Origin of the sequence: Phenylobacterium sp., assembly GCF_013911965.1 — a bacterium.
In the GTDB taxonomy this organism is placed as follows: Bacteria; Pseudomonadota; Alphaproteobacteria; order Caulobacterales; family Caulobacteraceae; genus Phenylobacterium.
Genome location: NZ_JACESE010000018.1, coordinates 34,465 through 59,068 on the forward strand (window position 1 = coordinate 34,465; position 24,604 = coordinate 59,068).

The 24,604-nt window shown below is 69.9% G+C and carries 27 protein-coding genes; 11 read left to right on the plus strand and 16 right to left on the minus strand.

Annotated elements, in window-relative coordinates:
* Nucleotides 1-170 precede the first annotated feature (170 nt).
* From H2041_RS16020 to purL, 4 genes are read right to left on the minus strand one after another with little or no spacing between them, the layout of a single operon-like run.
* Complete coding sequence (locus H2041_RS16020; RefSeq protein WP_293414401.1) at nucleotides 171-584, minus strand: DUF3429 domain-containing protein; 414 nt, start codon at nucleotides 582-584, stop codon at nucleotides 171-173.
* Nucleotides 585-592: 8 nt separating this feature from the next.
* Nucleotides 593-994: a thiol-disulfide oxidoreductase DCC family protein gene (locus tag H2041_RS16025; protein WP_293414403.1), complete on the minus strand. Its 402-nt coding sequence runs from the start codon at nucleotides 992-994 to the stop codon at nucleotides 593-595.
* Between the two features lie 4 nt (nucleotides 995-998).
* A complete protein-coding gene (locus H2041_RS16030; RefSeq protein WP_293414405.1) occupies nucleotides 999-1,784 on the minus strand; it encodes a DUF3313 domain-containing protein in 786 nt (261 codons plus the stop codon).
* A gap of 40 nt (nucleotides 1,785-1,824) precedes the next feature.
* A complete protein-coding gene (gene purL / locus H2041_RS16035) occupies nucleotides 1,825-4,023 on the minus strand; it encodes a phosphoribosylformylglycinamidine synthase subunit PurL (protein WP_293414407.1) in 2,199 nt (732 codons plus the stop codon).
* 323 nt (nucleotides 4,024-4,346) lie between these two features.
* On the opposite strand from purL, the gene H2041_RS16040 reads away from it, so the two are divergent.
* Nucleotides 4,347-4,787 (plus strand): hypothetical protein, encoded by a 441-nt coding sequence (locus H2041_RS16040; RefSeq protein ID WP_293414409.1) that lies wholly within the window; start codon nucleotides 4,347-4,349, stop codon nucleotides 4,785-4,787.
* An 85-nt stretch (nucleotides 4,788-4,872) separates the two neighbouring features.
* Here the strand turns inward: H2041_RS16040 and H2041_RS16045 are convergent, their stop codons facing one another.
* From H2041_RS16045 to H2041_RS16055, 3 genes are all read right to left on the minus strand, one after another.
* Nucleotides 4,873-5,388 (minus strand): hypothetical protein, encoded by a 516-nt coding sequence (locus tag H2041_RS16045; protein WP_293414411.1) that lies wholly within the window; start codon nucleotides 5,386-5,388, stop codon nucleotides 4,873-4,875.
* A 107-nt stretch (nucleotides 5,389-5,495) separates the two neighbouring features.
* Entirely contained in the window at nucleotides 5,496-6,629 is a 1,134-nt protein-coding gene (locus tag H2041_RS16050) for a zinc-binding dehydrogenase (RefSeq protein ID WP_293414413.1), read from the minus strand.
* 66 nt (nucleotides 6,630-6,695) lie between these two features.
* Nucleotides 6,696-7,172 carry a hypothetical protein gene (locus H2041_RS16055; RefSeq protein ID WP_293414415.1) on the minus strand — a complete coding sequence of 159 codons (477 nt, stop codon included), beginning with the start codon at nucleotides 7,170-7,172 and terminating at the stop codon, nucleotides 6,696-6,698.
* 89 nt (nucleotides 7,173-7,261) lie between these two features.
* Here H2041_RS16055 and H2041_RS16060 point away from each other — a divergent pair, with 89 nt between their 5' ends.
* Entirely contained in the window at nucleotides 7,262-7,831 is a 570-nt protein-coding gene (locus H2041_RS16060) for a methylated-DNA--[protein]-cysteine S-methyltransferase (protein WP_293414417.1), read from the plus strand.
* Here the strand turns inward: H2041_RS16060 and H2041_RS16065 are convergent.
* Complete coding sequence (locus H2041_RS16065; RefSeq protein ID WP_293414419.1) at nucleotides 7,804-8,055, minus strand: DUF3297 family protein; 252 nt, start codon at nucleotides 8,053-8,055, stop codon at nucleotides 7,804-7,806. The genes H2041_RS16060 and H2041_RS16065 overlap by 28 nt on opposite strands.
* A gap of 530 nt (nucleotides 8,056-8,585) precedes the next feature.
* Here H2041_RS16065 and H2041_RS16070 point away from each other — a divergent pair.
* The 4 genes from H2041_RS16070 to H2041_RS16085 all read left to right on the plus strand — a co-directional run bounded on the left by H2041_RS16070 (nucleotide 8,586) and on the right by H2041_RS16085 (nucleotide 13,946).
* Complete coding sequence (locus H2041_RS16070) at nucleotides 8,586-9,116, plus strand: hypothetical protein (protein ID WP_293414421.1); 531 nt, start codon at nucleotides 8,586-8,588, stop codon at nucleotides 9,114-9,116.
* 28 nt (nucleotides 9,117-9,144) lie between these two features.
* The gene (locus H2041_RS16075; RefSeq protein ID WP_293414422.1) at nucleotides 9,145-11,154 is read left to right on the plus strand and encodes a TonB-dependent receptor; all 2,010 of its coding nucleotides are present in this window, start codon (nucleotides 9,145-9,147) and stop codon (nucleotides 11,152-11,154) included.
* 298 nt (nucleotides 11,155-11,452) lie between these two features.
* Nucleotides 11,453-13,408 (plus strand): methyl-accepting chemotaxis protein, encoded by a 1,956-nt coding sequence (locus H2041_RS16080; RefSeq protein ID WP_293414423.1) that lies wholly within the window; start codon nucleotides 11,453-11,455, stop codon nucleotides 13,406-13,408.
* Nucleotides 13,409-13,478: 70 nt separating this feature from the next.
* Nucleotides 13,479-13,946 (plus strand): group III truncated hemoglobin, encoded by a 468-nt coding sequence (locus H2041_RS16085; RefSeq protein ID WP_293414424.1) that lies wholly within the window; start codon nucleotides 13,479-13,481, stop codon nucleotides 13,944-13,946.
* A gap of 11 nt (nucleotides 13,947-13,957) precedes the next feature.
* Here H2041_RS16085 and H2041_RS16090 read toward each other — a convergent pair whose 3' ends face one another.
* On the minus strand, nucleotides 13,958-14,602 hold the full coding sequence (locus tag H2041_RS16090) for a Crp/Fnr family transcriptional regulator (RefSeq protein ID WP_293414425.1): 645 nt from the start codon (nucleotides 14,600-14,602) through the stop codon (nucleotides 13,958-13,960).
* A gap of 257 nt (nucleotides 14,603-14,859) precedes the next feature.
* Between H2041_RS16090 and H2041_RS16095 the strand changes: the two genes are divergently transcribed.
* On the plus strand, nucleotides 14,860-15,150 hold the full coding sequence (locus tag H2041_RS16095) for a hypothetical protein (protein ID WP_293414426.1): 291 nt from the start codon (nucleotides 14,860-14,862) through the stop codon (nucleotides 15,148-15,150).
* Here the strand turns inward: H2041_RS16095 and H2041_RS16100 are convergent.
* From H2041_RS16100 to purC, 5 genes are read right to left on the minus strand one after another with little or no spacing between them, the layout of a single operon-like run.
* Nucleotides 15,136-16,008, minus strand: a complete 873-nt coding sequence (locus H2041_RS16100) for an EamA family transporter (protein WP_293414427.1) — start codon at nucleotides 16,006-16,008, stop codon at nucleotides 15,136-15,138. The two genes, H2041_RS16095 and H2041_RS16100, sit on opposite strands and share 15 nt — an antisense overlap.
* A 16-nt stretch (nucleotides 16,009-16,024) precedes the next feature.
* Nucleotides 16,025-16,687 (minus strand): phosphoribosylformylglycinamidine synthase subunit PurQ, encoded by a 663-nt coding sequence (gene purQ / locus H2041_RS16105; protein WP_293414428.1) that lies wholly within the window; start codon nucleotides 16,685-16,687, stop codon nucleotides 16,025-16,027.
* Nucleotides 16,688-16,744: 57 nt separating this feature from the next.
* Nucleotides 16,745-17,131 (minus strand): hypothetical protein, encoded by a 387-nt coding sequence (locus H2041_RS16110; RefSeq protein ID WP_293414429.1) that lies wholly within the window; start codon nucleotides 17,129-17,131, stop codon nucleotides 16,745-16,747.
* Entirely contained in the window at nucleotides 17,128-17,367 is a 240-nt protein-coding gene (gene purS, locus H2041_RS16115; protein WP_293414430.1) for a phosphoribosylformylglycinamidine synthase subunit PurS, read from the minus strand. Before purS ends, H2041_RS16110 begins: the two co-directional genes overlap by 4 nt.
* On the minus strand, nucleotides 17,367-18,122 hold the full coding sequence (gene purC / locus H2041_RS16120) for a phosphoribosylaminoimidazolesuccinocarboxamide synthase (RefSeq protein WP_293414431.1): 756 nt from the start codon (nucleotides 18,120-18,122) through the stop codon (nucleotides 17,367-17,369). The genes purS and purC overlap by 1 nt, the downstream gene beginning before the upstream one ends.
* 275 nt (nucleotides 18,123-18,397) lie before the next feature.
* On the opposite strand from purC, the gene H2041_RS16125 reads away from it, so the two are divergent.
* Complete coding sequence (locus tag H2041_RS16125) at nucleotides 18,398-18,718, plus strand: DUF1476 domain-containing protein (protein ID WP_293414432.1); 321 nt, start codon at nucleotides 18,398-18,400, stop codon at nucleotides 18,716-18,718.
* A gap of 200 nt (nucleotides 18,719-18,918) precedes the next feature.
* Nucleotides 18,919-20,118 (plus strand): cation:proton antiporter, encoded by a 1,200-nt coding sequence (locus H2041_RS16130; RefSeq protein ID WP_293414433.1) that lies wholly within the window; start codon nucleotides 18,919-18,921, stop codon nucleotides 20,116-20,118.
* Nucleotides 20,119-20,127: 9 nt separating this feature from the next.
* Here H2041_RS16130 and H2041_RS16135 read toward each other — a convergent pair whose 3' ends face one another.
* A complete protein-coding gene (locus H2041_RS16135; protein ID WP_293414435.1) occupies nucleotides 20,128-21,027 on the minus strand; it encodes a LysR family transcriptional regulator in 900 nt (299 codons plus the stop codon).
* Nucleotides 21,028-21,177: 150 nt separating this feature from the next.
* On the opposite strand from H2041_RS16135, the gene H2041_RS16140 reads away from it, so the two are divergent.
* On the plus strand, nucleotides 21,178-21,891 hold the full coding sequence (locus H2041_RS16140; protein WP_293414437.1) for a YceI family protein: 714 nt from the start codon (nucleotides 21,178-21,180) through the stop codon (nucleotides 21,889-21,891).
* A gap of 59 nt (nucleotides 21,892-21,950) precedes the next feature.
* Nucleotides 21,951-23,243, plus strand: coding sequence for a YceI family protein (locus tag H2041_RS16145; RefSeq protein ID WP_293414439.1), 1,293 nt, complete (start codon nucleotides 21,951-21,953; stop codon nucleotides 23,241-23,243).
* 10 nt (nucleotides 23,244-23,253) lie between these two features.
* Here the strand turns inward: H2041_RS16145 and purB are convergent, their stop codons facing one another.
* A complete protein-coding gene (gene purB / locus H2041_RS16150; RefSeq protein ID WP_293414441.1) occupies nucleotides 23,254-24,558 on the minus strand; it encodes an adenylosuccinate lyase in 1,305 nt (434 codons plus the stop codon).
* Nucleotides 24,559-24,604: the final 46 nt, after the last annotated feature.

Sequence of the window (24,604 nt, forward strand, 5' to 3'; positions counted from 1 at the left end):
GACGCCAGCGAGAACAAAATTGCCGCCATTCCGGCGCCAAGACGGCTGTGATTTGTTCTGAGTGAGGCGGATTTACAACATCATGACAGAACGGCGTCATCTGCGTGACATCGTCCGGAGACCGCAAGTCGCTTATGTTTCAGCAGCTTGTGGCCAAGCTTGTCGTTCCTCTAAAGGGCCGCAGCAAGCAGGCAGGCCGCGACCACGCCTGTCAGACCGATCCGCAGCCGGCCGTACCAGGGCGGCGCTTCCCCCTGTCGCACCGTCCACAGGTCGTAGGCCAGCAGGGCGGCGAAGCCCCCGGTCAGGAGCAGGAGGGACAGGCGCGCATTGAGGGCGAGGCTCGCCCAGGCCAGGAGGGCGGGCGCCACGCTGATGATGAAGGCGCACGGCCGGGGCCGCGGCGCGGCGGTGGCCAGGCCCCATTGGGCGCCGCCCATGAAGGAAAGGATGACCACGCCATAGAGGACGGCGCCGATCCGCGCCGGGTCGGCCGGCAGGACGAGGCCCGTGCGCACGGCCGCGGCGAAGGCGACAAAGGGGACCAGTCCCAGGAGCCCCAGGACGAGGGCGGCGCGCGGCATGGCGGAGGTCATCGACGCGCCCCGCCGCCCAGCGAGCGCCGGGCCACGGCCTGCAGCGCCGGGCGGATGCGCAGGAAGCCGTCATAGGCCCGCTCCAGGAGCCAGAGGACAGGCGGCGCCATGGCCAGTCGCCCCGCCCAGCGCAGGGGCGGGATGTTGCGCCAGACGAGGGCGAACGCCGCCGCCCCTTCATAGAGCCGGCCGTCCTGCGCGGCGTGGAAGCGCGCGAGGAGGGTCTGGGGCGGCTTGGGGAAATCGGCCGCGTCGCCGGCCTGCGACACGTCGCGGAAGACCACGGCGCCACGGCGGTCCAGCCGGCGCATCAGGCCGACTTCCCGCGTGCAGATCGGACAGCCGCCGTCGTACCAGACGGTCACGCCGGCGGCGCCCTCGCGTTCGGGGGCCTCCACAGCTCTACTCCTCGGTCGCCTCGGGCCGGGCGGCGCTGGTGTCGGGGATGTAGAGCCCGGTGGCGAAGCGCGACAGGAAGCCCTCCGGCCGGAAGCGCGGACCATATTCGGCGCAAGGGTCGTCGCCGGCGCCGAGATCGCGCGGCTCACGATCTTCCGGCGTCATGGCGGCGGCTGCGGCGTCTGCGAAGGGTTCGGCGAACTGGAGGGCGTCGCCGATCCGGCTGAGCGAGGGATTGTCGGTGCCGACCGCCGTCGCCGAGCGGCTCCAGACGATGGCGGCCACCTGTTCGCCCGCAGGATCAAGCATCTCGGCCTCAGCCGAGAGCCCGCCCAGCGTCCCCGGCGCGCGCAGCCCGATGGGGCCGGGGATGAAGAAGGCGGCGGCCGCGGCGGCGGCGGAGCCGGCGCGGCCGGTGGGGCGCACGTCGGTGACGGCGGCGCGCACCTGGGCGTCGGCCGGGGCTGCGCTGGCGATCTCGAAACGCTCCGACAGCTCGAAGCAGAGCTGGGCGTCCACCTCCCGCAGCACGCGCGCCTGCTCCTGCGGCGTCATCCACAGCTTCGCCCCGTCGGCCGGCGCGAAGACGGCGGGGGCGATGGCGACCCTGCGGATGGCGCCCAGGGCCTCGGCGTCGGTGCGGTCGAGGGCGCCGGCGCGGACCATGTCGGTGCGCGCCTCCAGGCCGTCATAGCTGGAGAGGAAGGCGCCGCGTTCGGGCGTGGCGGCGCAGGCGCTCAGGGCGAGAAGCAGGCCGGGGGCGGCGAGGCGGGAATGGGACTTGGTCATGGCCTGGTTCCAACGCGGAGCCCGGCTGCGGGCTCCGCTCCTAGCCCATGTACGCCGGAAGCCAGCCTTCGTATGCCTCACGCAGCGCAGAAAGTTCGACCTCGAAAAGGCCCGCAGCGCCGATCCTGTCGCCCCCCGCGCGGCCCGCCAGACGCGCCGGCACGCCGGCCGCGCGGGCGGCGGCCAGAACCGGCTCGGCGTCGGCGGCGGCCAGCAGGTAGCGGCCCTGGTCCTCGCCGAAGAGCTCGGCGTGGGCGGGCAGGGCGCCTTCCAGCGACAGGGTGAGGCCCACGCCCGAGGCCAGCGCCATGTCGGCGGCGGCGGCGATCAGGCCGCCGTCGGACAGGTCGTGGACGGTGGTGATCTGCTCGCCCTTGATCAGGTCGCGAACGAAATCGCCCACCTTGCGCTCCTGAGCCAGATCCACCGGCGGCGGCGCGCCGTCCTCACGGCCCAGGATCTCGCGCAGGTACATGCTGGCGCCCAGTTCCCCACGCGTCTCGCCCAGCAGGATCAGGGCGTCGCCCGCCTGCAAGCGCGAGAAGTCGGCGTGGGCGGCGTAGTCGGCGATCAGGCCGACGGCCCCCACGGTCGGCGTCGGCGGAATGGCTGCGCCATTGGTCTCGTTGTAGAGGCTGACGTTTCCGCTCACGACCGGGAAGTCGAGGGCGGCGCAGGCCTCGGCCATGCCTTCGATGGCGCGGACGATCTGACCCATGATGGCCGGCCGTTCCGGGTTGCCGAAGTTCAGGTTGTCGGTGATGGCGATGGGCTCGGCGCCCACGGCGGTCAGGTTGCGCCAGGCCTCGGCCACGGCCTGCTTGCCGCCCTCATAGGGGTCGGCCAGGACGTAGCGCGGCGTGCAGTCGGAGGTGACGGCGAGCGCCTTCTTCGTCCCGTGCACGCGCACGACGCCCGCATCGGCGCCGGTGGCGGAATCTTCCAGGGTGTCGGCCATGACGTGCCGGTCATACTGCTCCCACAGCCAGCGCTTGGAGGCCATGTCGGGGGAGGACATCAGCTTGACCACCGCCTGCGCATAGTCCTCCGGGGCGGGGACGTCGGCCGGCGCCAGGCGCGGCTGCGGTTCGGGCGCGGTCCAGGGACGGTCATAGAGCGGCGCGTCGTCGAACAGGGGGGCGAGCGGCACGTCGGCGACCACCTGGCCCTTGTGCTTGAGCACCATCCGGCCGGTGTCGGTGGTCTGTCCGATGACGGCGGCGTCCAGGCCCCACTTCTCGAAGATCCGCCGCCCGTCGGCCTCCCGGCCGGGCTTGAGGATGGCCAGCATGCGCTCCTGGCTCTCCGAGAGCATCATCTCGTAGGCGCTCATGCCTTCTTCGCGCTGGGGCACGGCGTCGAGGTCGAGTTCGATGCCCACCCCGCCCTTGCCGGCCATCTCGACCGAGGACGAGGTCAGCCCCGCGGCGCCCATGTCCTGGATGGCGGCCACGGCGCCCGACGCCATCAGCTCCAGGGTGGCCTCGATCAGCAGCTTTTCGGCGAAGGGGTCGCCGACCTGGACGGTGGGCCGCTTCTCTTCCGAGGCGTCGTCGAACTCGGCCGAGGCCATGGTCGCGCCGTGAATGCCGTCGCGCCCGGTCTTGGAGCCGAAATAGACCACCGGCAGGCCGGCGGCCGGCGCGGCGGAGTAGAAGATCTTGTCGGCGTCGGCGAGGCCCACGCACATGGCGTTGACCAGAATGTTGCCGTCATAGCCGCGGTGGAAATTGGTCTCGCCCGCCACGGTGGGCACGCCCACGCAGTTGCCGTAGCCGCCGATGCCGGCCACCACGCCGGAGACCAGCCGCTTCGTCTTCGGGTGGCTGGGGTCGCCGAAGCGCAGGGCGTTCAGCAGGGCCACCGGCCGCGCGCCCATGGTGAAGACGTCGCGCATGATGCCGCCCACGCCCGTCGCCGCACCCTGGTAGGGTTCGATGTACGAGGGGTGGTTGTGGCTCTCCATCTTGAATACGCAGGCCTGACCGTCGCCGATGTCGATCACCCCGGCGTTCTCGCCCGGGCCCTGGATCACCTTCGCGCCCTTGGTCGGGAACTTGGAAAGGTGCTTGCGGCTCGACTTGTAGGAGCAGTGCTCGCTCCACATCACCGAGAAGACGCCCAGTTCCACGAGGTTCGGCTCGCGGTTCAGACGCTTGACGATGAGGTCGTACTCGTCGGCCTTGAGGCCGAACTCGGCGGCCGTCTCGGCCATGGTTTTCGCAGGCGCAGCGCTCATGGGGCGCCTTCTAGCGGGCTTCGCGCGCGAGCGCGATAGGGGCGTTGACCCGGCGCCCGACGTCACGCGCGGGCCGGGCGCCGCGAGCCGGCGCCGCAGGGTTTCCCCTGCGGGGCGAGGGCTCGACCCGTACTGGGCGAATTTCGCCCCGAAGTGGTGCGCGAAAGACCCACATCGGTGCGACAACCGCTCAAGTCGGGGCGGAGTTGGTTAACGCGAGGTTGTCTCGTGCGGCATTTCGTCCTAACCAGGATGTGAGTCAGCGTACAGGGCCATGGCGCTGCGCCAGCCCTTTTGGGAACTTCAGACCGGGGTTGGGTGACATGCTCAAGATCATCAGCGGGGCTGCTGTGGCGCTGGCCATGTCGGCGGGCGGCGCGGCCGCCCAATACTATGCGCCGACTGCGCCGGGCCCCCACGGATGCGCGGAGCCGGCGCATTCGCCGCGGGCCGGCTGCTACTGCCATCAGGAGCAGGTGTTCTACACCCCGGCCCCGGGCGCGCCGTGGCACATCAACCATCCGGGCGGCCCGGCCGTGCGCGTCTATTCGCAGCCGGTCTATGTGCCCTCGGGCCGGGTCGATATCCAGGGTCCGCCCATCTATGTGGAGGCGCCGCCGATCCGCGTGGCGCCGGCCCAGATCTATCTCCATGCGCCCGATGTGCGCGTGAAACCGTCCCAGGTGATCGTCGAACCGCCGGAGATCCACGCCGCTCCGTGCCCCGAAGGCCGGGTGTGCGGGCCGGTGGGCGCCAATCCGTAGGATCGCCCGCGGGAGGTGAGCAGGGGAAGGGCCGGCGCGTGCGCCGGCCCTTTTCCGTTGATCCGTTGGTCCCGTCGGCCGTGGGTCAGGGCGCCCGGGCGCAGAAGGCGCGGATGTCGCGCGCCAGGTCCAGGTCGCCGCCCTCCAGCGCCGTCCTGACCGCCTGGTCGCACTCGCCGTCGGCGGCCAGCTTGGTCACGCTGAGCCTCAGCGCTTCGCGCGCCTCGGCGGCCGCCTTGAGCGCATTGGCCTCGCGGCGGTCGCCCGGCGTGCAGAGGGAAAGCCAGGAGGCGTCGGCGCAGCGGCGGATCAGCTTGGCCTGGCGCACGGCCTCCGGATCGGCCGCCGGCGCGAGCGGCTCGTCCTGCGGCGGCGATGCGATGACGGGGGCGAGCGGCGGCTCTGTCGCCGGCGGTGCCGGCGCCGCGGCCAGGCTCGGCGCCGGGGCGGCGCGGTAGAAGGAATCGGGCACGCGGTAGCGGCAGACCCAGCCCTCGGCCTCCAGCTCGCATGACTGCAGGGTGGCCTGGCTGCCCTCAGGCGCCGGCGGGTCGCCCGCCTGGGCGAAAAGGGCGAGGGCGAAACCGAGGGCGGTGAACACGGAAGCCGAACCTCATGACCGGGGGTGGTCCTGGGTCAGGATAACACGTTAACCGGACCGACCAAGCTTGGCCGGGGCCGTCGCAGGACAGCCCCGGCCCGCCGTCCTCAGGCCTTGCTCGGATTGACCAGGTACTTCTCGCCCGTCGCCTTGCGGGTGTAGGCGGCGATGGTGTCGAGGCTGAGCGCCTCGCGCAGCGAGATCTCGGCGGTGTAGTGGCTGGCGAAGGTGGTCTTCAGTTCGGCCATCACGCGGTCGCGCAACCTCTGGGCGTCCTGGGCGCCGATCTTCTGCAGGAAGTAGGTCAGCAGCCAGCCGCCCACGCCCCAGGCCATGCCGAAGCTTCGGTCGAGCTCGGTGCGGCGCAGGTCGAGGCCGCCATAGATGTAGACCTGCTTGTGGGTGGCCGAGCCGTAGCGGCTGTAGACCTCCGCCTTGCGGTTCTGGGCGCTCTCCATAGCGCTCAGGATGCGGTTGGCGAGGTCCCCGCCGCCGATAGCGTCGAAGGCGAGCGTCGCGCCGGTCTCGGCGACGGCGTCGGTAAGGTCGGCCTGGAAGGTCTCCGACGTGCTGTCGAGCACGTATTTGGCGCCCAGGTCGTGCAGGATCTTGGCCTGCTCGGCGCTGCGCACGATGTTCACCAGCGGCACGCCGTCCTTCAGGCAGAGCTTGTTCAGCATCTGACCGAGGTTGGAGGCCGCGGCGGTGTGGACCAGCGCGCTGTGGCCCTCGCGGCGCATGGTCTCCACCATGCCCAGCGCCGTCAGCGGATTGACGAAGCAGGAGGCGCCGTCCGCCGCCGTCGCGCCTTCCGGCAGGACCATCACCTCGGCGGCCTTGATCAGGCGGTACTGGGCGTACATGGCGCCGCCGAGCATGGCGACGGTCTTGCCGACATAGGACTGCACGTCATCGCCGGCGGCGATCACGCGGCCCGCGCCCTCGTTCCCGACGGGCATGGACTGGTCGAGGCGCGGGCGCAGGGCCTCCAGCCGGCGGGCGTTCACCGCGCCGGTGACGACCGGCGCCTGCGCCGTGCCGCCGGCCTTGAGGCTGGCCGGATCCACCGGGCCGAGCAGAAGCCCAAGGTCGGAGGGATTGATCGGCGAGGCCTGCACCTCGACCAGCAGTTCGCCGGCGCCCGGCTTGGGCACGTCCACCGTCTCCAGGTTCAGGCGGAGTTCGCCCTGCGAGGTGATGGTGGAGCGCAGTTCGAGCCCCTGAGCGGGAATGTCGGTCACGGAAGCCTCCCTTGATGTTTGCGGCCCCTCACATGGCCGCCCTCCGGCGGTCGAACAAGGGTTGACTTACGTCGTAAGCGGCAGCGTCCACCAGGTGGAGGCGATCGTCAGTCCGCCCGATTCGAGCAGGGCGCTCTTCTCAAGGTCGCGAAGGGCGGAGACGACCACGATCTGCGCCCAACCCCGCTGCCGGCCGACGGCTTCGATCCGCGACAGGAGCGCCTGTCCCGCGCTCGCCCAATGCTCCGGAGCGGCGACCGCGAAGTCATCAACCGTGTAGGTCGGGCCGGGCACGTCGTACACTGGCGGCGCCGGCGTCGGCGTCGCGATGAGAAACCCAAGCAACGCGCCATCCTGATCCGCGGCCAGGGCGACGGTTTCGGGCTTGCCCATGACGAAGGGCAGAAAGGCCTTCGACATCTCCGCCGAGTCCGCCGCCTTCTTCCAGAAGACCGGCTGATAGTGCTGGTAGGCCGCGCGGCGGCGCTCCAGCAGGTCCACCATAGCTGGCACGTCCGCCAGCGTCGCTTCTCGAACCGTCATGGCCGCTCCTAACGTGCGGAGGAGCCTCGCATGCGCCGGGCGGCGGCGGAACCCGGATCGGAGCCGCCGTTCCTGCTATGATCGCTCCCATGAGCGGACTAGGCTTCGTCATCTTCGAAACCGCGCTTGGCGCGTGCGCCCTGGCCTGGAGCGCGAACGGCGTGTGCGGCGTGCGCTTCCCGCATCCGGACCGCGGGGCCGTGGAGGCGGAGGCCAGGCGGGCCTGGCCGCAGGCGCGCCTGCTCGAGCCGCCGTCCGAGGTCGCCGCCATCGTCGCCGACTTGAGGGCCCTGACGGCAGGCGAGCCCCGGGATTTCGGCGATGTCGCGATCGACTTGAGCGGCGTGCCGGATTTCCAGCGTCGGGTCTATGACCTCGCCCGCGCGATTCCCTGCGGCCAGACCCTTACCTATGGCGACGTCGCCGCCCGTATCGGCGCGCCGGGCGCGGCCCGGGCGGTGGGAGAGGCGCTGGGGCGCAATCCCGTCCCCATCCTCGTCCCCTGTCACCGTGTGCTCGCCGCCGGCGGAAGGCGAGGCGGCTTTTCCGCCCCCGGCGGGGTGGCGGCCAAGATGCGGCTGCTTCAGATCGAGGGCGCGCTGGCGCTCGAGCGGCTGCCGCTCTTCGCGCCTCAGGCCTCTTCGGCGTCGCGGAAATAGGGCTCGACGGGGCCCTGCATCTTCAGGGTCACGGGGTTGCCCTTGCGGTCCACGGTCTTGCCGACGGCCACGCGGACCCAGCCTTCGCTGACGCAGTACTCGTCCACATTGTTCTTCTCGACGCCCTTGAAGCGCACGCCCACCCCGCGGGCCAGGACGGCCTCGTCGTAATAGGGGCTGCTGGGGTCGGTGGAGAGGCGGTCGGGCGGCGTTTGCGCGGTCATGAAGTCGGCTCCCAGTGGATCGGCGGTTGATAATGGCAACGGGGCGAACGGCCAACCGCCGGGCTTCGGCCGCCCGGCTGCCGTCGCCACCTCACGTTGCCGCACCGGGGGCTGTCCATACCTGCGGCTGCGCGAAACGGTTGCGCGAACAACTTGTCGCAGGGGTGCGACAATCTGCCGTCGAGATAGATGAGCGACAGTTCTCACGGGCGCGTGAGCGGGGTAATTGTCGGCGCCGTAAATCGGGCACAATTGCGCCTGTTCTGTTGCGACTGTGCAACGATCCATATTTGTCGCCCATCGAGCGCCACGATTTCGGCCGCTGGTCACAGGTGTGTGGCGAAAAGGCTCAGGCTTGTGCTCAATTATATGGGAAATATACATATCTAATACATGTAAGGCGTGCTCTTAGATTTCCCTGTACTTCCACCTTCAGGCCCAGCCTCCGGTTCGCTTAAGCTTTTGTTCGGAGTCGAAGAAGAGGTTCCCCGGCGTTCAGCCCGCAAAATGGCGGGCGAGGGGATGACCGAATGTTCGAACGCAAGACGACGCGACTGGCCGCCATGGCGGCTGTTGCGGCCATGGCGACGCCCATGGCGGCCCACGCCGACGGGGCGAAGAATCTGCAGGTGGCCGGCCGCGCGCTGACCTTCCTGGAAAACGGCCCGACGGGCGCCACCAAGATGGGGGTCGTGTTCGATCCTTCCAACGCCGGTTCTGTGGCCGAGAAGAACGCGGTGATGGCCGCCCTCGGCGCGGGCTACAACGCCGGCTCCGTGACCCTCACCGGCACGGCCGTGGAAGCCTCCGCGGTCGCCGGCGTGAGCGGCGTGAAGGTGCTCTACGTGACCAAGGGCGTGAACTACGCCTCGGTGGGCGCCGCGGCCAAGGCCAAGAAGATCATCACCATCGGCTCCGACGCCGCCTGCGCCAACTCCGGCGCCTGCGTCATGGCCGTCGAGACCGAGCCCAAGGTCGAAATCATCGTCAATCGTGCGACGGCCGCGGCCGTAGGCGCCGCCTTCAAGGCCGCCTTCCGCATGATGATCAAAGAAGTCTGATCCGGCCGCGCGCCAGGAGCACAATCCAATGAACAAGCAAATCCTTCTCGCAGGCGCCGCCGCCTGCGCCGCGCTCGCCCTCGCCCTGCCGGCCAGCGCCCAGTCCATCGACTACGGCTCGCTCGAGACTCTGTTCAACGAGCCGGTGACCACGAGCGCGACCGGCTCGCCCCAGCGCGCCAGCCAGGCGCCGGTGGACATGGACATCATCTCGGCCGAGGACATCGCCCGGTCGGGCGCTACCGACCTGCCGACCATCCTGTCGCGCGTCGCCGGCGTCGATATCCAAGCCTGGTCCGTCGGTCACGCCGATGTCGGCGTCCGCGGCTATGACCAAGCCCGGTCGGCGCGCCTGCTGGTTCTCATCAACGGCCGCCAGACCTATCTCGACCACTATGGCTACACGGCCTGGTCGACCCTGCCCGTGCGCCTGGAGGAGATCCGTCAGATCGAGGTGGTGAAGGGCCCGAACTCCGCCCTGTTCGGCTTCAACGCCGTGGCCGGCGTGGTCAACATCATCACCTACAATCCGAAGTTCGACGACGGCGGCTTCGCCTCCGTCAGCGGCGGCACGGGCGGCTTCGGCGAGATCTCGCTGGGCCAGACCCTGAAGCTCGGCGAGCGCTTCTCCGCCCGCCTCTCCCTGGGCGCCTCCGAAGAGGACGAGTGGGACAACACCACCGGTTCGGCCGACCGCCTGTTCCTCGACGCCGAGCGCCTGACGGCCAACGTCGACACGGTGACCCAGCTGGCCGACAATCTCGAACTGCGCGTCGAGGGCGGCTATTCGCACACCAAGCAGACGGACATCATCTCCACCTACGCCTACGTCCCGGCCAAGTACCTGACGCAGTCGATCAAGGGCACGCTCGCCTGGGATTCGAAGTTCGGCCTGGTGCAGGCTTCGGCCTATCAGAACGACCTCACGGTCAAGACCGAGATCAGCGGCGTCCCGACCATCTATGAGAACACCATCTCGGTGTTCAGCCTGCAGGACCTGTTCAAGGTCGGCGCCAAGCACACCTTCCGCGTCGGCGCCGAGTACCGCAAGAACGAGATGCCGACGGCTCCGGTGCGCGGCGGCGTGGTCAGCTATGACGTGGCCTCGGTCTCCGGCATGTGGAACTGGCAGGTCACCGACGCCCTGGCGCTCACCGCCGCCGTCCGCCGCGACGAACTGGATCTGAAGCGCGAAGGCAACTTCCCGCCCGGCATCCCGCCCTACGGCAACGCCTTCTGGGATCGTAGCCTCAACGAGACCACCTACAACCTCGGCGCGGTCTGGAGCGTGACCTCGGCCGACACCCTGCGGGCGACCTATGCTCGCGGCGTGCAGCTGCCGACCCTGGTCGACCTCGGCGGCCTGCAGCTCGTCTTCAACACCCCGACCTTCCGCGGCGTGTTCGGCGGCAACCCGACCCTCCAGCCGACGGTCGTCACCAACTTCGGCGCCGGCTACGAGCGCGACCTGCCGCAGATCGGCGGCAAGGCCGGCGTGCGGCTGTTCGTGCAGAAGAGCGAAGACATCAAGGGTCAGCCGAACTCGGCCCAGGTCGACGTTCCCGCCACCGGCGCGACGCTGCCGGTCTTCACCTACCTGAACATCGGCGAGTCCGAGATGAAGGGCGTGGAGCTGACCGCCGAAGGCGCCTACGACAACGGCGTCCGCTGGAACGCGAACTACGCCTACACCGACGTGGAAGACTCCATCGACGCCGGATACAACGCCGCCGTCCGCTATGCGGCCTTCGCCGCGACCACGCCGAAGCACCGCGCCAACCTCAACCTCGGCTGGTCCAACCAGGCCTGGTCGGTGGACGGTTTCGCCCGCTACGAGAGCGAGAAGGACCTCTACTACAGCGGGGCCCTGCGGCCGGTGGACGCCTATGTGACCGTGGCCGGTCGCGTCGCGCGCACCTTCGGCGAAGGCCTGACCCTCGCGCTCAGCGGCCAGAACCTGCTCGAGGACGGTCAACGTCAGACGAGCGGCCTCGAAGCCGAGCGCCGCGTGCTGCTCTCGATCAGCACCGACTGGTGATCGCGGCGGCGCAGGTCCCCACTCTGCGCCGTCCGCAGGGACCGCCTCTTCGGAGGCGGTCCCGCGCCTTCTCTGAATTCGTGCAGATTGCGCCACGCCATCCCAGAATTGCGGCCGGCGAACATTGCCCGCCTCAGGCGTAGTCGGACAAATAAACCCGCAGCCCCGACGGGTTTTTATTGTGCGAGAACTTGAGGATTAAGGGTTCATTTCCCTTCCTCTCAGCATCCATAGGGGATCGGCCATTGCGCGGCCTGGGCCAGGAGCGCCCACCGCCCGGCCAGCTTCGGAGTCCGACATGAAAGCGCTTCGTTTCGCCGACCTCTCCCTGGTGGTGAAAATGGCTCTGGCGCCCGCCTTCGCGGTGGTGATGCTGGCCGTTGTGACCGGCGGCGCCTACTGGAGCCAGCAGCAGCAGGCCCGCGCTCTGGACCGCATCGTCGAGCGCGACCTGCAGGTCAGCCTGGAGTTGGCGGCGATTTCGCGCCGGATCGCCGTGGCGCACCTGAAAATCTATCAGCTCCTCACCAACCAGGCGGGCGCCGCGGCGGCCGATCCGCTGGCCGTCCCCGATGCCAGCGCCGAACTGGCCACCTTGACCAGCGAGGTCGACGCCATCCAGGCGGACCTCAACAAGCTGCGGCCCAACCTGCCGGCCGACGAGCAGAAGCGCGTGGCGGGCCTGGCCAAGGACCTGACCGACTATCGCGGCGGCCTGGAAGTGGTGGGCTCGATGATGGGCATCGACTTCGCCACCGCCGTCGCCTTCGTGCAGCCCTTCGAAGAGCATTATGCGCGGATGACCGAGACCCTGGGGAAGGCCACGGCCTCGATCCAGGCGGAGGCCAAGACGCGCGCCGCCGAGAGCGCGGCCAAGGCGGCTCTGGCCGGCCAGGTCTTCATGGCCGGCGCGCTGCTGACCCTTCTGGCGGTGGCGGCGCTCTCCTTCGCCATCATTCTGGGCGTCCGGCGCGGCATCGACTCCATCGCCGCGGCCACCGGCGCCCTGGCCTCCGGAGACGCCGGCCAGGACCTCGACCGCCTGGAGCGGAAGGACGAGCTGGGCGCCATCGTCACCGGCCTGCGCGTCTTCCAGGACAACCAGCGCCGCCTGGCCGCCCTGCGCCAGGACCAGGAAGCCAGCCAGCAGCGCGAAAGCGCCATGCGCGACGAGGTCGAGCGGGAGCGCGCCTCGGCCCAGGAGGCGCAGACCGCCGTGGTCAGCGCCCTGGCCGACGGCCTGTCGCGCCTGTCGCACGGCGACCTGACCCACAGGCTCGATGCGGCCTTCTCGGCGGAATACGAGCAGCTGCGCGCCGACTTCAACGCCGCCGTGGCCAAGCTTCAGGGCGCTATGCAGGTCATCAGCGCCAATGTCGGTCAGATCACTTCCGGCGCCGAGGAGATCGCCGGGGCGTCCGACGACCTCTCGCGCCGGACCGAACAGCAGGCCGCCAGCCTGGAGGAGACGGCCGCGGCGCTCGACGAGATCACCGCCACCGTCCGCAAGTCGGCCGAAGGCGCCAAGACCGCGCGTTCGGCCGTGCTGTCCGCCAAGAGCGGCGCCGCGGAGGGCGGACAAGTGGTCCAGCAGGCGATCGCGGCCATGGGGGCGATCGAGAAGTCATCGGCCGAGATCGGCCAGATCATCGGCGTGATCGACGAGATCGCCTTCCAGACCAACCTTCTGGCCCTGAACGCCGGCGTCGAGGCCGCCCGCGCCGGCGAGGCCGGCCGTGGTTTCGCCGTGGTCGCCTCCGAGGTGCGGGCGCTCGCCCAGCGGTCCGCCGAAGCGGCCAAGGAGATCAAGACGCTGATCAGCGCCTCCAGCCAGCAGGTCGGCTCCGGGGTGGAGCTGGTCGGCCGCTCGGGCGAGGCCCTGCAGCAGATCGTCGTTCAGGTGGAGCAGATCGACTCGCTGGTGGCCGAGATCGCCGCCTCGGCCCAGGAGCAGGCGACCGGCCTCGGCGAGGTCAACGCGGCCGTCAACCAGATGGACCAGGTGACCCAGCAGAATGCGGCCATGGTCGAGGAGTCCACCGCCGCCAGCCACGCCTTGCGCAACGAAGCCACCGAGCTTCGCCGCCTGATCGGCGAGTTCCGGGTGGGCGAGACCGAGGCGAAGCCGAAGGCGACGCGGCGGCCCGAGCCGCAGCCCCGCGCCACGCCGCGCCAGATGGTCGACCGCGTCCGCCAGGCCTATGCCGGCGGCGCGGCCACCGCCGCCAAGCTGGACGGCTGGGAGGAGTTCTAGGGGCGCCGGCCGGGCTCTACGTAGTCGTCCCAGGGTGGCGGCGGGGCCGTCTTCACGCTAGGCCCGCCCCATGGCTGCAGACGAGTACGAGGTCCATCGCCGCGACGCCGAGGCGCGTCGCCGCCAGATCGCGCCGGGCTACGCCGTGGGCGTGACCGAGCCGATGATCGCCGAGCTGGTCCACGCCTTCTACGCCAGGGCCCGCGCCGACGCCCTGGTGGGGCCGATCTTCGAGGCGGCCATCGAGGACTGGGACGAGCACCTGGCCAAGCTCTGCGACTTCTGGTCCTCGGTCACCCTGATGACCGGCCGTTTCAAGGGCGCCCCCATGCCGGCCCACGCCGGCCTGCCCGGCCTGGACGCCGTCCACTTCGCGCGCTGGCTGGAGCTCTGGCGGGAGACGGTCCGGGAGGTCTGTCCGCCGGACGCCGCGGCCCTGTTCATCGCCCGCGCCGAGATGATCGCCCGCAGCTTCCAGTACGGCCTGGCGGTCTTCCGCGGGGAGCTGCCGTCGAAGGCTCAGGTGGCCCTCGACTGAGCCGTTCGGGCTCAGGCGTGGCAGGGCTGAAGGCCCAGGCGGCCACGTTCCGCGACGCTTTGCGCGCGGCACTCGCAGGCGACCTCACCCAGTCCCTCGGCGTCCGTCACGCGCACGCTGCCCCGGCGGGTGGCCACCAGGCCGCGCCGCGACAACTCGCCGAGCACGCGCGTGACCGTGGTCCGCTGGGCCCCCAGCATGATGGCCATGAATTCGTGCGTGATCCCCAGTTCGCCGCCCCGTCGGGCCGAACGCTCTTCGGCCTCAAGAAGCCAGCGCGCCAGCCGCGCCTCCACCGGGTGGGCGGCCAGGCACAGGCAGGACTGCTCCGTCTCCCACAACTGGAATTCGACGCCGCGCCAGATGGCTTCACCGAAGGAGGTCGACGCCGCAGCCGCCTGCCGGAAGGCGTTGGTGGAGATCCGCAACGCCCGACCGCCGATCTGCGCCTGGAGATGGCTGGAGAACCTCCCCGAACCCATGGTCTGGGCGACATTGGCGGCGCCCTCGCAGCCCACCACGCGGGTCTCGACCGTGAAGCCGTCGAGCGAACTGCGCGAGGCCGACAGGAGCGCGTTCAGCGGAAAGTAGATGAAGGCGATCGCTTCGCCTTCCACCCCGATCTCCACGCCGCGCTCCAGATCGACGAGCACCATTTCCCTGGAGAGGCGCTGAAGGGTGTCTGTGGAGAGGGCGCGCAAAAACGCGTTGGGGGGTGTCGAATACACAGCTTACTCCGCTTGATCACGGAGCTCGATGCCAAGGGGCGCCGCGAAAGTGTCCCCCGACTATCCGAAGGATAGCACAACCAAACGGCGATTTGATTGCGCCGTTCGTCGTCCAGAGCACATACGGTCAGGCTAGAAGCTGGCCAGATGCGTCCGTTCAGCTAAATGAACGGGAGGATTTGGCGATGACGGCTCGACCCTCGGCGACCCTGGCGGAGCGATACGGCCACGTGGTCACGGTGACGCCGCTGGACGGGGGATGGTGCGTCGCCAGCACGCTTTCGGAGCTGCCTCTCGTCTTCTTCTCCGGCGCCCAGGCCGAACTCAGCGCCCGGCGCCTGGCGCGCACCTTCGCGGAAGCGGGGAAGGACGCGCACGTGATCGTCCGTGACCGGCGCAACGTCCAGATCGGGACGGTCTGCTACTTCGCTGCGGAAGGCGAGGAGATGCCGGCCCGGACCTCAAGCGGCCTTTGATGTGCGGCTCGTCCAGGCCGAGCCGGCCGCGGCGAGGACCACGGCCCCGACGCCGGCGAGCTGACCGGGACTGAGCCGTTCGTTCAGCATGAGGAAGCCGAACAGCACGCCGAACGCCGGCTCCAGGCTGGTGAAGACCGCGAAGACCCGCGGCGGCAGCCGGGGAAGGGCGTAGAGTTCGAGCGACAGCGGAATGGCCGTCGCTGTGAGCGCCACCAGCAGGGCGAGCGGCAGGATCTCGGCCGAGAAGAGGCCGGCGCCGGCTTCCGCCCATCCGAAGGGCAGCACGGCGAGCGCGGCGATCGTGAGCCCCAGGGCCGGGGCGCTGCGGCCGTAGTCGCGGCTGGCGAGGCGGCCGAACAGAATGTAGCCGGCCCAGCACGCCGCGGCGCCCAGGCCGAAGAGGAGGCCCAGCCCGTCCTGGCCGGCGGCCGCGCTCGTCACCCCGACGATGGACAAGACGCCCAGGCCGGCGAGGCCCGCCCAGAGGAGGTCGATGGCCCGGCGCGAGTCGAAGAGCGCGATCGCGAGCGGTCCCAGGAACTGCAGGGAGATGACCACGCCGAGCGGCGCGCGGGTCAGGGCCAGGTAGAAGAGCAGCATGACGCCGCCGAGGCTGAGGCCGAGCCCCAGAAGCGGCAGACGCGGCGCTCCGGCCGGCCAGGCGCGCCAGGGTCGGCTGAGCGCCAGCAGCAGGAGGGCGGCGAGGCCGAGCCGCAGGGTGGCCGCGCCCGTCGCACCGACAGCCGGAAAGAGGCCCTTGGCCAGGGCCGCGCCGACCTGGAAGGCGGCGGTGGCGCAGATGACGGAGAGGAGGGGCAGAATGCGCGGTCCGTCCGCTCCAGCGGCCGGCGGCATCGATCCCCTCCAGGCGTCAGGCGCTGGCGAGCGCGCTCTGGAAGAGGATGGCGCCGTCGGCCGAACCCAGCTCGGCCTCGAAGGCGCGGTCCGGGTGGGGCATCATGCCCAGTACGTTGCCGCGGCCGTTGACGATGCCGGCGATATCGCGGGCCGAGCCGTTGGGATTGTCGCGATAGCGGAAGACCACCTGGCCCTCGCCCTCCAGCCGGTCCAGCGTGGCCTCGTCGGCGAAGTAGTTCCCCTCGCCATTGCCCACGGTCATGGTCACTTCGCGCCGGCCGCCATAGCCGGAGGTGAAACGCGTCTGGGCGTTGGTGACCTCCAGTGCGACCGGCTTGCAGACATACTTCAGCCGCTCGTTCTGCAGGAGGGCGCCGGGCAGAAGCCCGGCCTCGCACAGCACCTGGAAGCCGTTGCAGATGCCGACGGTGGCGACGCCCCGCTCGGCGGCGGCCTTCACCTCGGTCATGATCGGCGACAGCGAGGCCATGGCGCCGCAGCGCAGATAGTCGCCATAGGAAAACCCGCCCGGCAGGACGATCAGGTCGACTCCGTCGGGCAGGGCGGTGTCGCCGTGCCAGACCATGTCCACCTTGGCGCCGGTGGAGCGTTCCACCGCCACCTTGCAGTCGCGGTCGCAGTTGGACCCGGGGAAGACGATGACGGCGGCTTTCATAGCGCTCGTAACCTGCTCGTTTTTGCGCCGGTCTCTTGGTCCGGCGGATGGGAGGACCTATCGCGCCTGGGCGACCGAGTCCCAATAGGCTTTGAGGTCCGCATAGGCCCCGGCGTCGCCGAAGGCGCAGCCCTCGTTCTCCATGGCCAGCACGCCCGCGCGGCGCACGGCCGTCTGTTTCAGCACGGCCGGGTGAGCCGGCGCGCCGGGTTCGGTCAGGATATAGGAGGCCGAGCCGTCCGCTTCACTATAGATCCTGTAGGGCTCGTTGCGCTCGATCGGCGCAGGCCGAAGCCCCGGTCGGCCGACGATCTGGCTCTGCAGCGCCTCGTATCCCGCCGCGCAGTCCAGGGCGAGGCTCGCGGCCTCCGCCTCCGGGGCCTCGCGCGGCGCGCAGGCGCAGAGCGCGCCCGCGGCCAGGACGAGCGCGCCCGTCCGCGTCACGCCAGCTCCACCCGGTAGCTTTCGATCACCGTATTGGCGAGCAGCTTCTCGCACATGGCCTTGACCTCGGCCTCGGCGGCGGCGCGGTCGTCGGCCTTCAGGTCGAACTCGATGGTCTTGCCGACGCGCACGCCCTCGACGCCGCCCCAGCCCAGGCCGTGCAGGGCCTGCTCCACCGCCTTGCCCTGGACGTCGAGCACGCCGGGCTTGAGGAATACGTGAACCTTGGCCTTCATCAGTGCAGTCCCCCCTGAATCACGGTCGGCATCTCCTTCATGATGCCCAGCCGGCGCGCCACCTCGGTGTAGCTCTCGATCACATCGCCCAGGTCGCGGCGGAAGCGGTCCTTGTCGAGCTTTTCGTTGGTGGTGGAATCCCACAGCCGGCAGGAGTCGGGGCTGATCTCGTCGGCCAGGATGATGCGGCTGAAGTCGCCTTCCCACACGCGGCCGAACTCGATCTTGAAGTCCACGAGGGTGATGCCGACCGCGCCGAACAGGCCGGTCAGGAAGTCGTTGATCCGCAGGGTCAGCGCCATGATGTCGTCGATCTCCTGGGTCGAGGCCCAGTTGAAGGCCGTGATGTGCTCTTCCGAGACCATCGGGTCGTGGAGCTTGTCGTCCTTCAGGAAGAACTCAACGATGGAGCGGGGCAGGGCCTGGCCCTCGGGCAGGCCAAGCCGCGTCGACAACGAGCCCGCGGCGATGTTGCGGCAGACCACCTCCAGCGGGATGATCTCCACCTCACGGATCAGTTGCTCGCGCAGGTTCAGGCGCTTGATGAAGTGGTTCTGAACACCGATCGCGTTCAGCCGCGTCATCACATATTCGCTGATGCGATTGTTGATCACGCCCTTGCCTTCCAGCACCGCCTTCTTGGTGGCGTCGAAGGCCGTGGTGTCGTCCTTGAAGTACTGGATCAGGGTGCCAGGCTCGGGACCCTCGTAGAGGATCTTGGCCTTGCCCTCATAAATCTTCTTGCGGCGGGTCATCTCAAATCGCCTTCTCCCGGAGCGAGGGCTTGCCGCCGTCGGAAAAGAAAAACGCGCGCGGCGAGCTTCCACGCGCGGTCCGACTCGGCCTCTCGCTCGAACTGAGGCGGGCGGAAATTAGCGGATGGCCCGCCCGCGCGCAAACGGCGCGGTGCGGCTGCGACACGCCGCCCGCTGTACGCGCCTGCGAACGTCTGGCAAGTCGCCGCTTTCGATTGCGGGCTCGCCTTGTGGGAGGTATGGAGCCTCCGATTGTGCCGCTTATCGGGGAACGCATGACCACCTTTGACGATCGTGAAAAGGGCTTCGAGAGGAAGTTCGCGCTCGATCAGGAACAAGAGTTCAAGGCCAGCGCGCGCCGCAACCGCATGCTGGGCGAATGGGCGGCGGGCCTGATGGGCCTCTCCGAAGATCGCGTGGCGACCTACGCCCAGGCGGTGGTTCGTTCCGACCTCGAGCAGCCCGGCGAGGAAGACGTCCTGCGCAAGGTCTTCGAGGACCTCAAGGGCTCCGGCGTCCAGGTGTCCGAGGGCGAGGTCCGCATGAAGATGGACGAGTTCCTGGCTCAGGCCCGCGAACAGGTCCGCGGCGAATAGGCCAAGACTGCGGCACGTCCCGGCGTTTGGGGCGGGGCGGCTCGGCCGTCGATTGTGTGAGACAGACCCTTGCGCGCCCCTTCCATCGGGTGGCCGATCTGTTTGAAGATGGGCGCAATTGCGAGCGCCTCTGCATCCTCCCCTGATCCCTCCCGCGGAAGGGCATAGCGGCTCGCCGAAGCGAACAGCCCAAGGCCGGGATGCCCCACGACGACAGCCTGATCCTGACCCTCGTCGCCGGCTTCGTGCTGGCCTTCGTGCTTGGCCTGCTGGCCAACCGGCTGAAGCTGTCGCCGCTGGTCGGCTATCTGCTGGCCGGTGTGGCGGTCGGGCCGTTCACGCCGGGATGGGTCGCGGACTCCTCGCTGGCCGCCCAGCTGGCGGAGATCGGCGTGATCCTGCTTATGTTCGGCGTCGGCCTGCACTTCTCTGTCGCCGACCTGCTGAAGGTGCGGCGGGTGGCGGCGCCGGGCGCCCTCGTTCAGATCGGCTGCGCCACGGCGCTGGGCTGGATCGTCGGGCGGCTGCTGGGCATGGCTCATGCCGAAGCCGCCCTCTTCGGGCTGACCCTCTCTGTCGCCTCCACCGTGGTCCTCCTGCGCGCCCTGGAGGAGCGCGGCGCGGTCAAGTCCGAGGCCGGCCGGGTGGCCGTCGGATGGCTCATCGTCGAGGACCTGGTCATGGTGCTGGCCCTGGTGCTCGTGCCGCTGGTGGCCGTTCGCGGCGGGGTGGAGGCGCGTGACATCGCCCTGGGCGTCGGCGGCGCCCTGGCGCAGATCGCACTCTTCGTCGGCCTGATGATGGTGGTGGGTTCGCGGGTCCTGCCATGGCTGCTGGTGCGTATCGCCCACACGCGCTCGCGCGAGCTCTTCACCCTGGGCGTCCTGGCCATCGCCCTCGGCATCGCCTACCTCGCCTACGCCGTCTTCGGCGCTTCTTTCGCTCTCGGCGCCTTCGTGGCGGGTGTGGTGCTCAGTTCCTCGCCGCTGGGCCAGAACGCGGCGGAGCGATCCCTGCCGCTGCGCGACGCCTTCGCCGTCCTGTTCTTCGTGTCCGTCGGCATGCTCTTCGATCCGAGGGTGGTGCTCGAACGGCCCGTGGCGGTGATCTCCACCGTCCTCATCGTCTTGGTGGGAAAGTCGCTCGCGGCCCTGGCGATCACGACCCTGTTTCGGATGCCGCGGCGGGACGGCTTCCTCGTGGCCGCCAGCCTGGCTCAGATCGGCGAGTTTTCGTTCATCCTGGCAGGGGTGGGGCTGGCGCTCGGCGTCATGGGGCGGGAGACACACGATCTGATCCTGGCCGCGGCGCTCATCTCCATCGTGGCCAACCCCTTCGTGTTCCGCCTCGCAGATTGGTTGTGTCGGCGGCCTCCGGACGCCCTGCCCGCCACCGAGTGAGCCAGCACGTCAGGGGGCGAGCGGCTCGCGGATCTGCTCGATGAACCAGCGCCCGGCTGGTCCCGGGTGCGCCTCGGCGCGGTAGACGGCCTGCATGGGCAACGTGGAGCTTTCCCGCAGCGCGCCTTCGACCTCGATCGCGACCAGGCGCCCCGCAGCAAGGTCGTCGGCGACCGTTGCGGCCGGCATGTGTCCCCAGCCGAGACCCGCGAGCAGGAACGCATGCTTGGCTCCAAGATCGGCCAGCCGCCACGTGCGAGGGGACAGCACTCCGAAATCGACGCCCTGGGTGAGGGGGGAGCGGTCGGTGACGACCAGTTGGGTATGGGCCGCCACCTCCTCGCGAGTGGCGGGGCGCCCCAGCAAGGCGAGGGGAGAGGCCGGGGCGACGACCGTCACCAGGGGTATGCGGCGCACCCATTCGGCTTGCAGGGTCGGCGGGAGGTTGGGCAGTTCACCGACGACGCCGATGGCGCAGCGTCCCCTGATCACAGCCTCCGCCACGCCGCCGAGCGCCTCCACGAAGAGGCGAAGGGGCGTCGAGGGAAACTGTGCCGCAAAGTCGCGGACGACGCGGGTGAGCAGATCCTGCGGAAACATGACATCGACCGCCAACGCCAGCTCCGCCTCAAGTCCTCCCGCCAGACTGCGGGCCTGCGCCTTCAGGGCCTCGACCCCGCGGATCACCTCGCGTGCTCGCGCCAGCAGACTCACGCCGGCCGGTGTCAGCACAGGATATCGACGGCCCCGGTCGAACAGGACGACGCCCAGCCGCGCCTCCAGATTGGCGATGGCGTGGCTCACCACCGACTGCGTCCGGGCAAGCTTCCGGCCCGCGGCCGAGAAGCTCTTCTCGTCGGCGGCGGCGATGAAGACGCGAAGCTGGTCCAGCGAGACGCCGTCGATCATCCATCGATCCTGTCGATACGTCGTATCGACATATAGTGCCTGCACAAGCGTGGCCGCGGAACCCACATGAGCTTTGCTGACGCTTTGCGCCGACGGCGCCCCTGCGCCCGCAGCCGCGAGCGTCCTTGTCTCCAGGGAGCCGCATTCCGCATGACCGCCTTCAAGACCGCCTCGCTCGCCAGCCTGGCCGCCGCCGCCCTTCTCGCCGCCTGCAGCCAGCCGGCCGAGACGCCCGCCGAAACGGCCGCCCCCGAGGCCGCCGAGACGGCCGTTCCCGCCGTGCCGGCCGGCGTCTATGCGCTGGACCCGACCCACACGGCCTTCTTCTGGTCGGTGCCGCACAACGGCATCTCCAACTATACGGCCCGCTTCAGCAAGGTTGAGGCGACCCTCACCCTCGACCCCGACAACCTCGCCAATTCCAAGATCGAGGCGATGATCGATCCCACCTCGGTCAGCACGGCCTATCCGGGCGACTATAAGGGCACCCATCCCGACACCGGCTTCCAGAGCTGGGATGAGAACATCGCCCAGGGCTTCCTGAAGGCGGGCCAGTTCCCGCAGATCACCTTCGTCTCCACCGCCGTGAACCCCACCGGTCCGCGGACGGCCGAGGTGACCGGCGACCTGACCTTCATGGGCCAGACCCGGCCGGTGACGCTGAACGCCACCTTCAACGGCCTGCTCGACCGCCATCCCTTCCTGGGCGTGCCGGCCGTCGGCTTCGCCGCCGAGGGCTCGTTCAAGCGCTCCGACTTCGGCATGGAGGCGGGGCCCGTGGGCGACGAGGTGAAGATCCGCTTCGACGGCGAGTTCGTGCGCCAGGGCGACGCCGCCGCGCCGGCCGCCGGCGCCGAAGGCTAAGGCCGACGGGGCGGGGCCGAGGCGCTCCGCCCCGCTCCCTCTTTCATCGGAGCCCGACCATGTCCGCGCCGCGCTATTCGACGGTGGCGATCGTCCTGCACTGGCTGATCGCGTTCGCCGTGCTGTCCATGGTCCCGATGGGCTGGTGGATGAGCGACGCCATCGCTGAGCCGGGCGCCCAAGCGACGGCCTATCGCGTCTTCCAGCTGCACAAGTCGATCGGCCTGACCATCCTCGCCCTGACGGCGCTGCGCCTCGGCTGGCGGCTGATCCATGTCCCGCCTGCGCCGCCCGTGTCCAAGGCTTGGGAGCATGCCCTGGCGACCGTGACGCATGCGGCCTTCTACGTCCTGCTGTTCGCCCTGCCGCTCTCCGGCTGGCTGTATGTCTCGACGGGCTGGTCTGCGCCGCAGGACCGGGCGCTCGCCGTGGCGACCTCGTGGTTCGGTCTCGTCCCCGTGCCGCACCTGCCGGGCGTCGCCGAGGCGGCCGCCGAGACGCGGCGGGACCTCGCCCACGGCGCGCTCGGCGCCCACAGCCTGATGGCCTGGATGGTGCTGCTTCTCGCCGGCCTCCACATCGGCGCGGCGCTGAAGCACCAGTTCATCGATCGCGACGGCGTGCTCGCGCGCATGGCGCCCTTCCTGCCGGCGCCGCAGGCGCGCCCGGAGCCCCGCCTGTCGCCCGGACGGGGCGCGGCGCTCTGGGGCGCGGCCGTCGTGGCGGTCGCCGTGGTCGCGGCGCTCGGCTGGATGGCGGGGCGGCCGGCGACGGGCCTTGGCCCCGCTGAGGCGCCGGCCGCGGCCGCGGCGCCCGCCGCCGGTCCGGCCGAGCCTGTGAGCCCGGGAACGGCGACAGCCTGGCGGGTCGACCCGCAAGCCTCGCGCATCACCTTCTCGGGCGTGCATGCGGGGGCTCCCTTCACCGGACGGTTCGAGCGTTGGGAGGCGCAGATCTGGTTCGATCCCGCCGACCTCGCCGGCTCGAAGGCCGTGGCGGACATCGCCACGGGCTCGGCGCGCACCGGCGACGCCACGCAGGAGGGCTCTCTCGGCTCGGCTGAATGGCTGGACCCCGCCGGCTTCCCCACTGCTCGGTTCGAGGCGACGGCGTTCCGCGCCCTCGGCGGCGATCGCTATGAGGCCGAGGGGACGCTGACCCTGAAGGAACAGACCGTCCCGGTCACCCTGGCCTTCACCTACCGGCGGGAGGGCGAAGTCGCGCGCGTGGAGGGGACGACCACCCTTGACCGGATGGCCTTCGACCTCGGCATGGCTTCGGACCCCAGCGCCCAGTGGGTGTCGCGGCGGATCGAGGTGAAAATCGAGGTGGTCGCTCAGCCCGCCGGTTGAGCCGACCGCCTCAGGCCTGTTCGCCGAACACCCGAGCGAAGATCACGTCGACATTCTTGAAGTGATAGCCGAGGTCGAACAGATCCTCGAGTTCGGCGTCGGACAGGACGATGTCGGGATCGGCCTTGAGGAAGTCGAGGAAGTTCCCCTCGCCGCGCCAGACCTTCATGGCGTTGCGCTGGACCGCCGCATAGCCGCCCTCGCGCGAGGCGCCCTTCTGCGTCAGGGCCAGCAGCACGCGTTGCGAGTGGACCAGCCCGCCCAAACGGTCGAGGTTCCTGGCCATGTTCTCCGGATAGACGACCAGGCGCTCGACCACGCCGGCGAGACGACGCAGGGCGAAGTCCATGTGCACGGTGGCGTCCGGCGCGATGCCGCGCTCGACCGAAGAGTGGCTGATGTCGCGCTCGTGCCACAGCGCCACGTTCTCCAGAGCCGGCATGGCCGCCGAGCGGATGAGGCGGGCCAGGCCCGTCAGGTTCTCGGTCAGGATCGGGTTGCGCTTGTGCGGCATGGCGCTCGAACCCTTCTGGCCCGGGTCGAAGGGCTCTTCGGCCTCCAGCACCTCGGTGCGCTGCAGGTGGCGGATCTCGACCGCCAGCCGCTCGATGGAGGAGGCGACGACGGCCAGGGCGCAGAAATAGGCGGCGTGGCGGTCGCGGGGGATCACCTGGGTCGACACCGGCTCGACCGCCAGGCCCATCTTCTCGGCCACGTGGGCTTCGACCTGCGGGGCGACATTGGCGAAGGTGCCGACGGCGCCGGAGATGGCGCAGGTGGCGATCTCGAACTTCGCCATGGCCAGGCGCTCCTTGGCCCGCTGGAACTCGGCATAGTGGCCGGCGAGCTTGAGGCCGAAGGTGGTCGGCTCGGCATGGATGCCGTGGCTGCGGCCGACGCAGGGGGTCATCTTGTGCTCGAAGGCGCGCTTCTTCAGGGCGGCGAGCACGAGGTCCACATCCTCGATCAGGATGTCGGTGGCGCGGGAGAGCTGGACGGCGAGGGCGGTGTCGTTGACGTCCGAGGACGTCATGCCCTGGTGCAGGAAGCGCGCCTCGGGACCGACGATTTCGGTGACATGGGTCAGGAAGGCGATGACGTCGTGCTTCACCTCGCGCTCGATGGCGTCGATGCGGTCTGAGTCCCAGACGACGTCGCGGCCCTTTTCCCAGATGACGCGGGCGGCCTCCTTGGGGATGACGCCCAGCTCCGCCATGGCGTCGGCCGCGTGCGCCTCGATCTCGAACATGATCGAGAAGCGGGTCTGGGGCGACCAGATGTCGGCGGCGTCGGCGCGGGTGTAGCGGGGGATCATGGGCGGGCTCCTTAGGCCCCGGCTGATGGAGGCCCAGGCGCCCGCC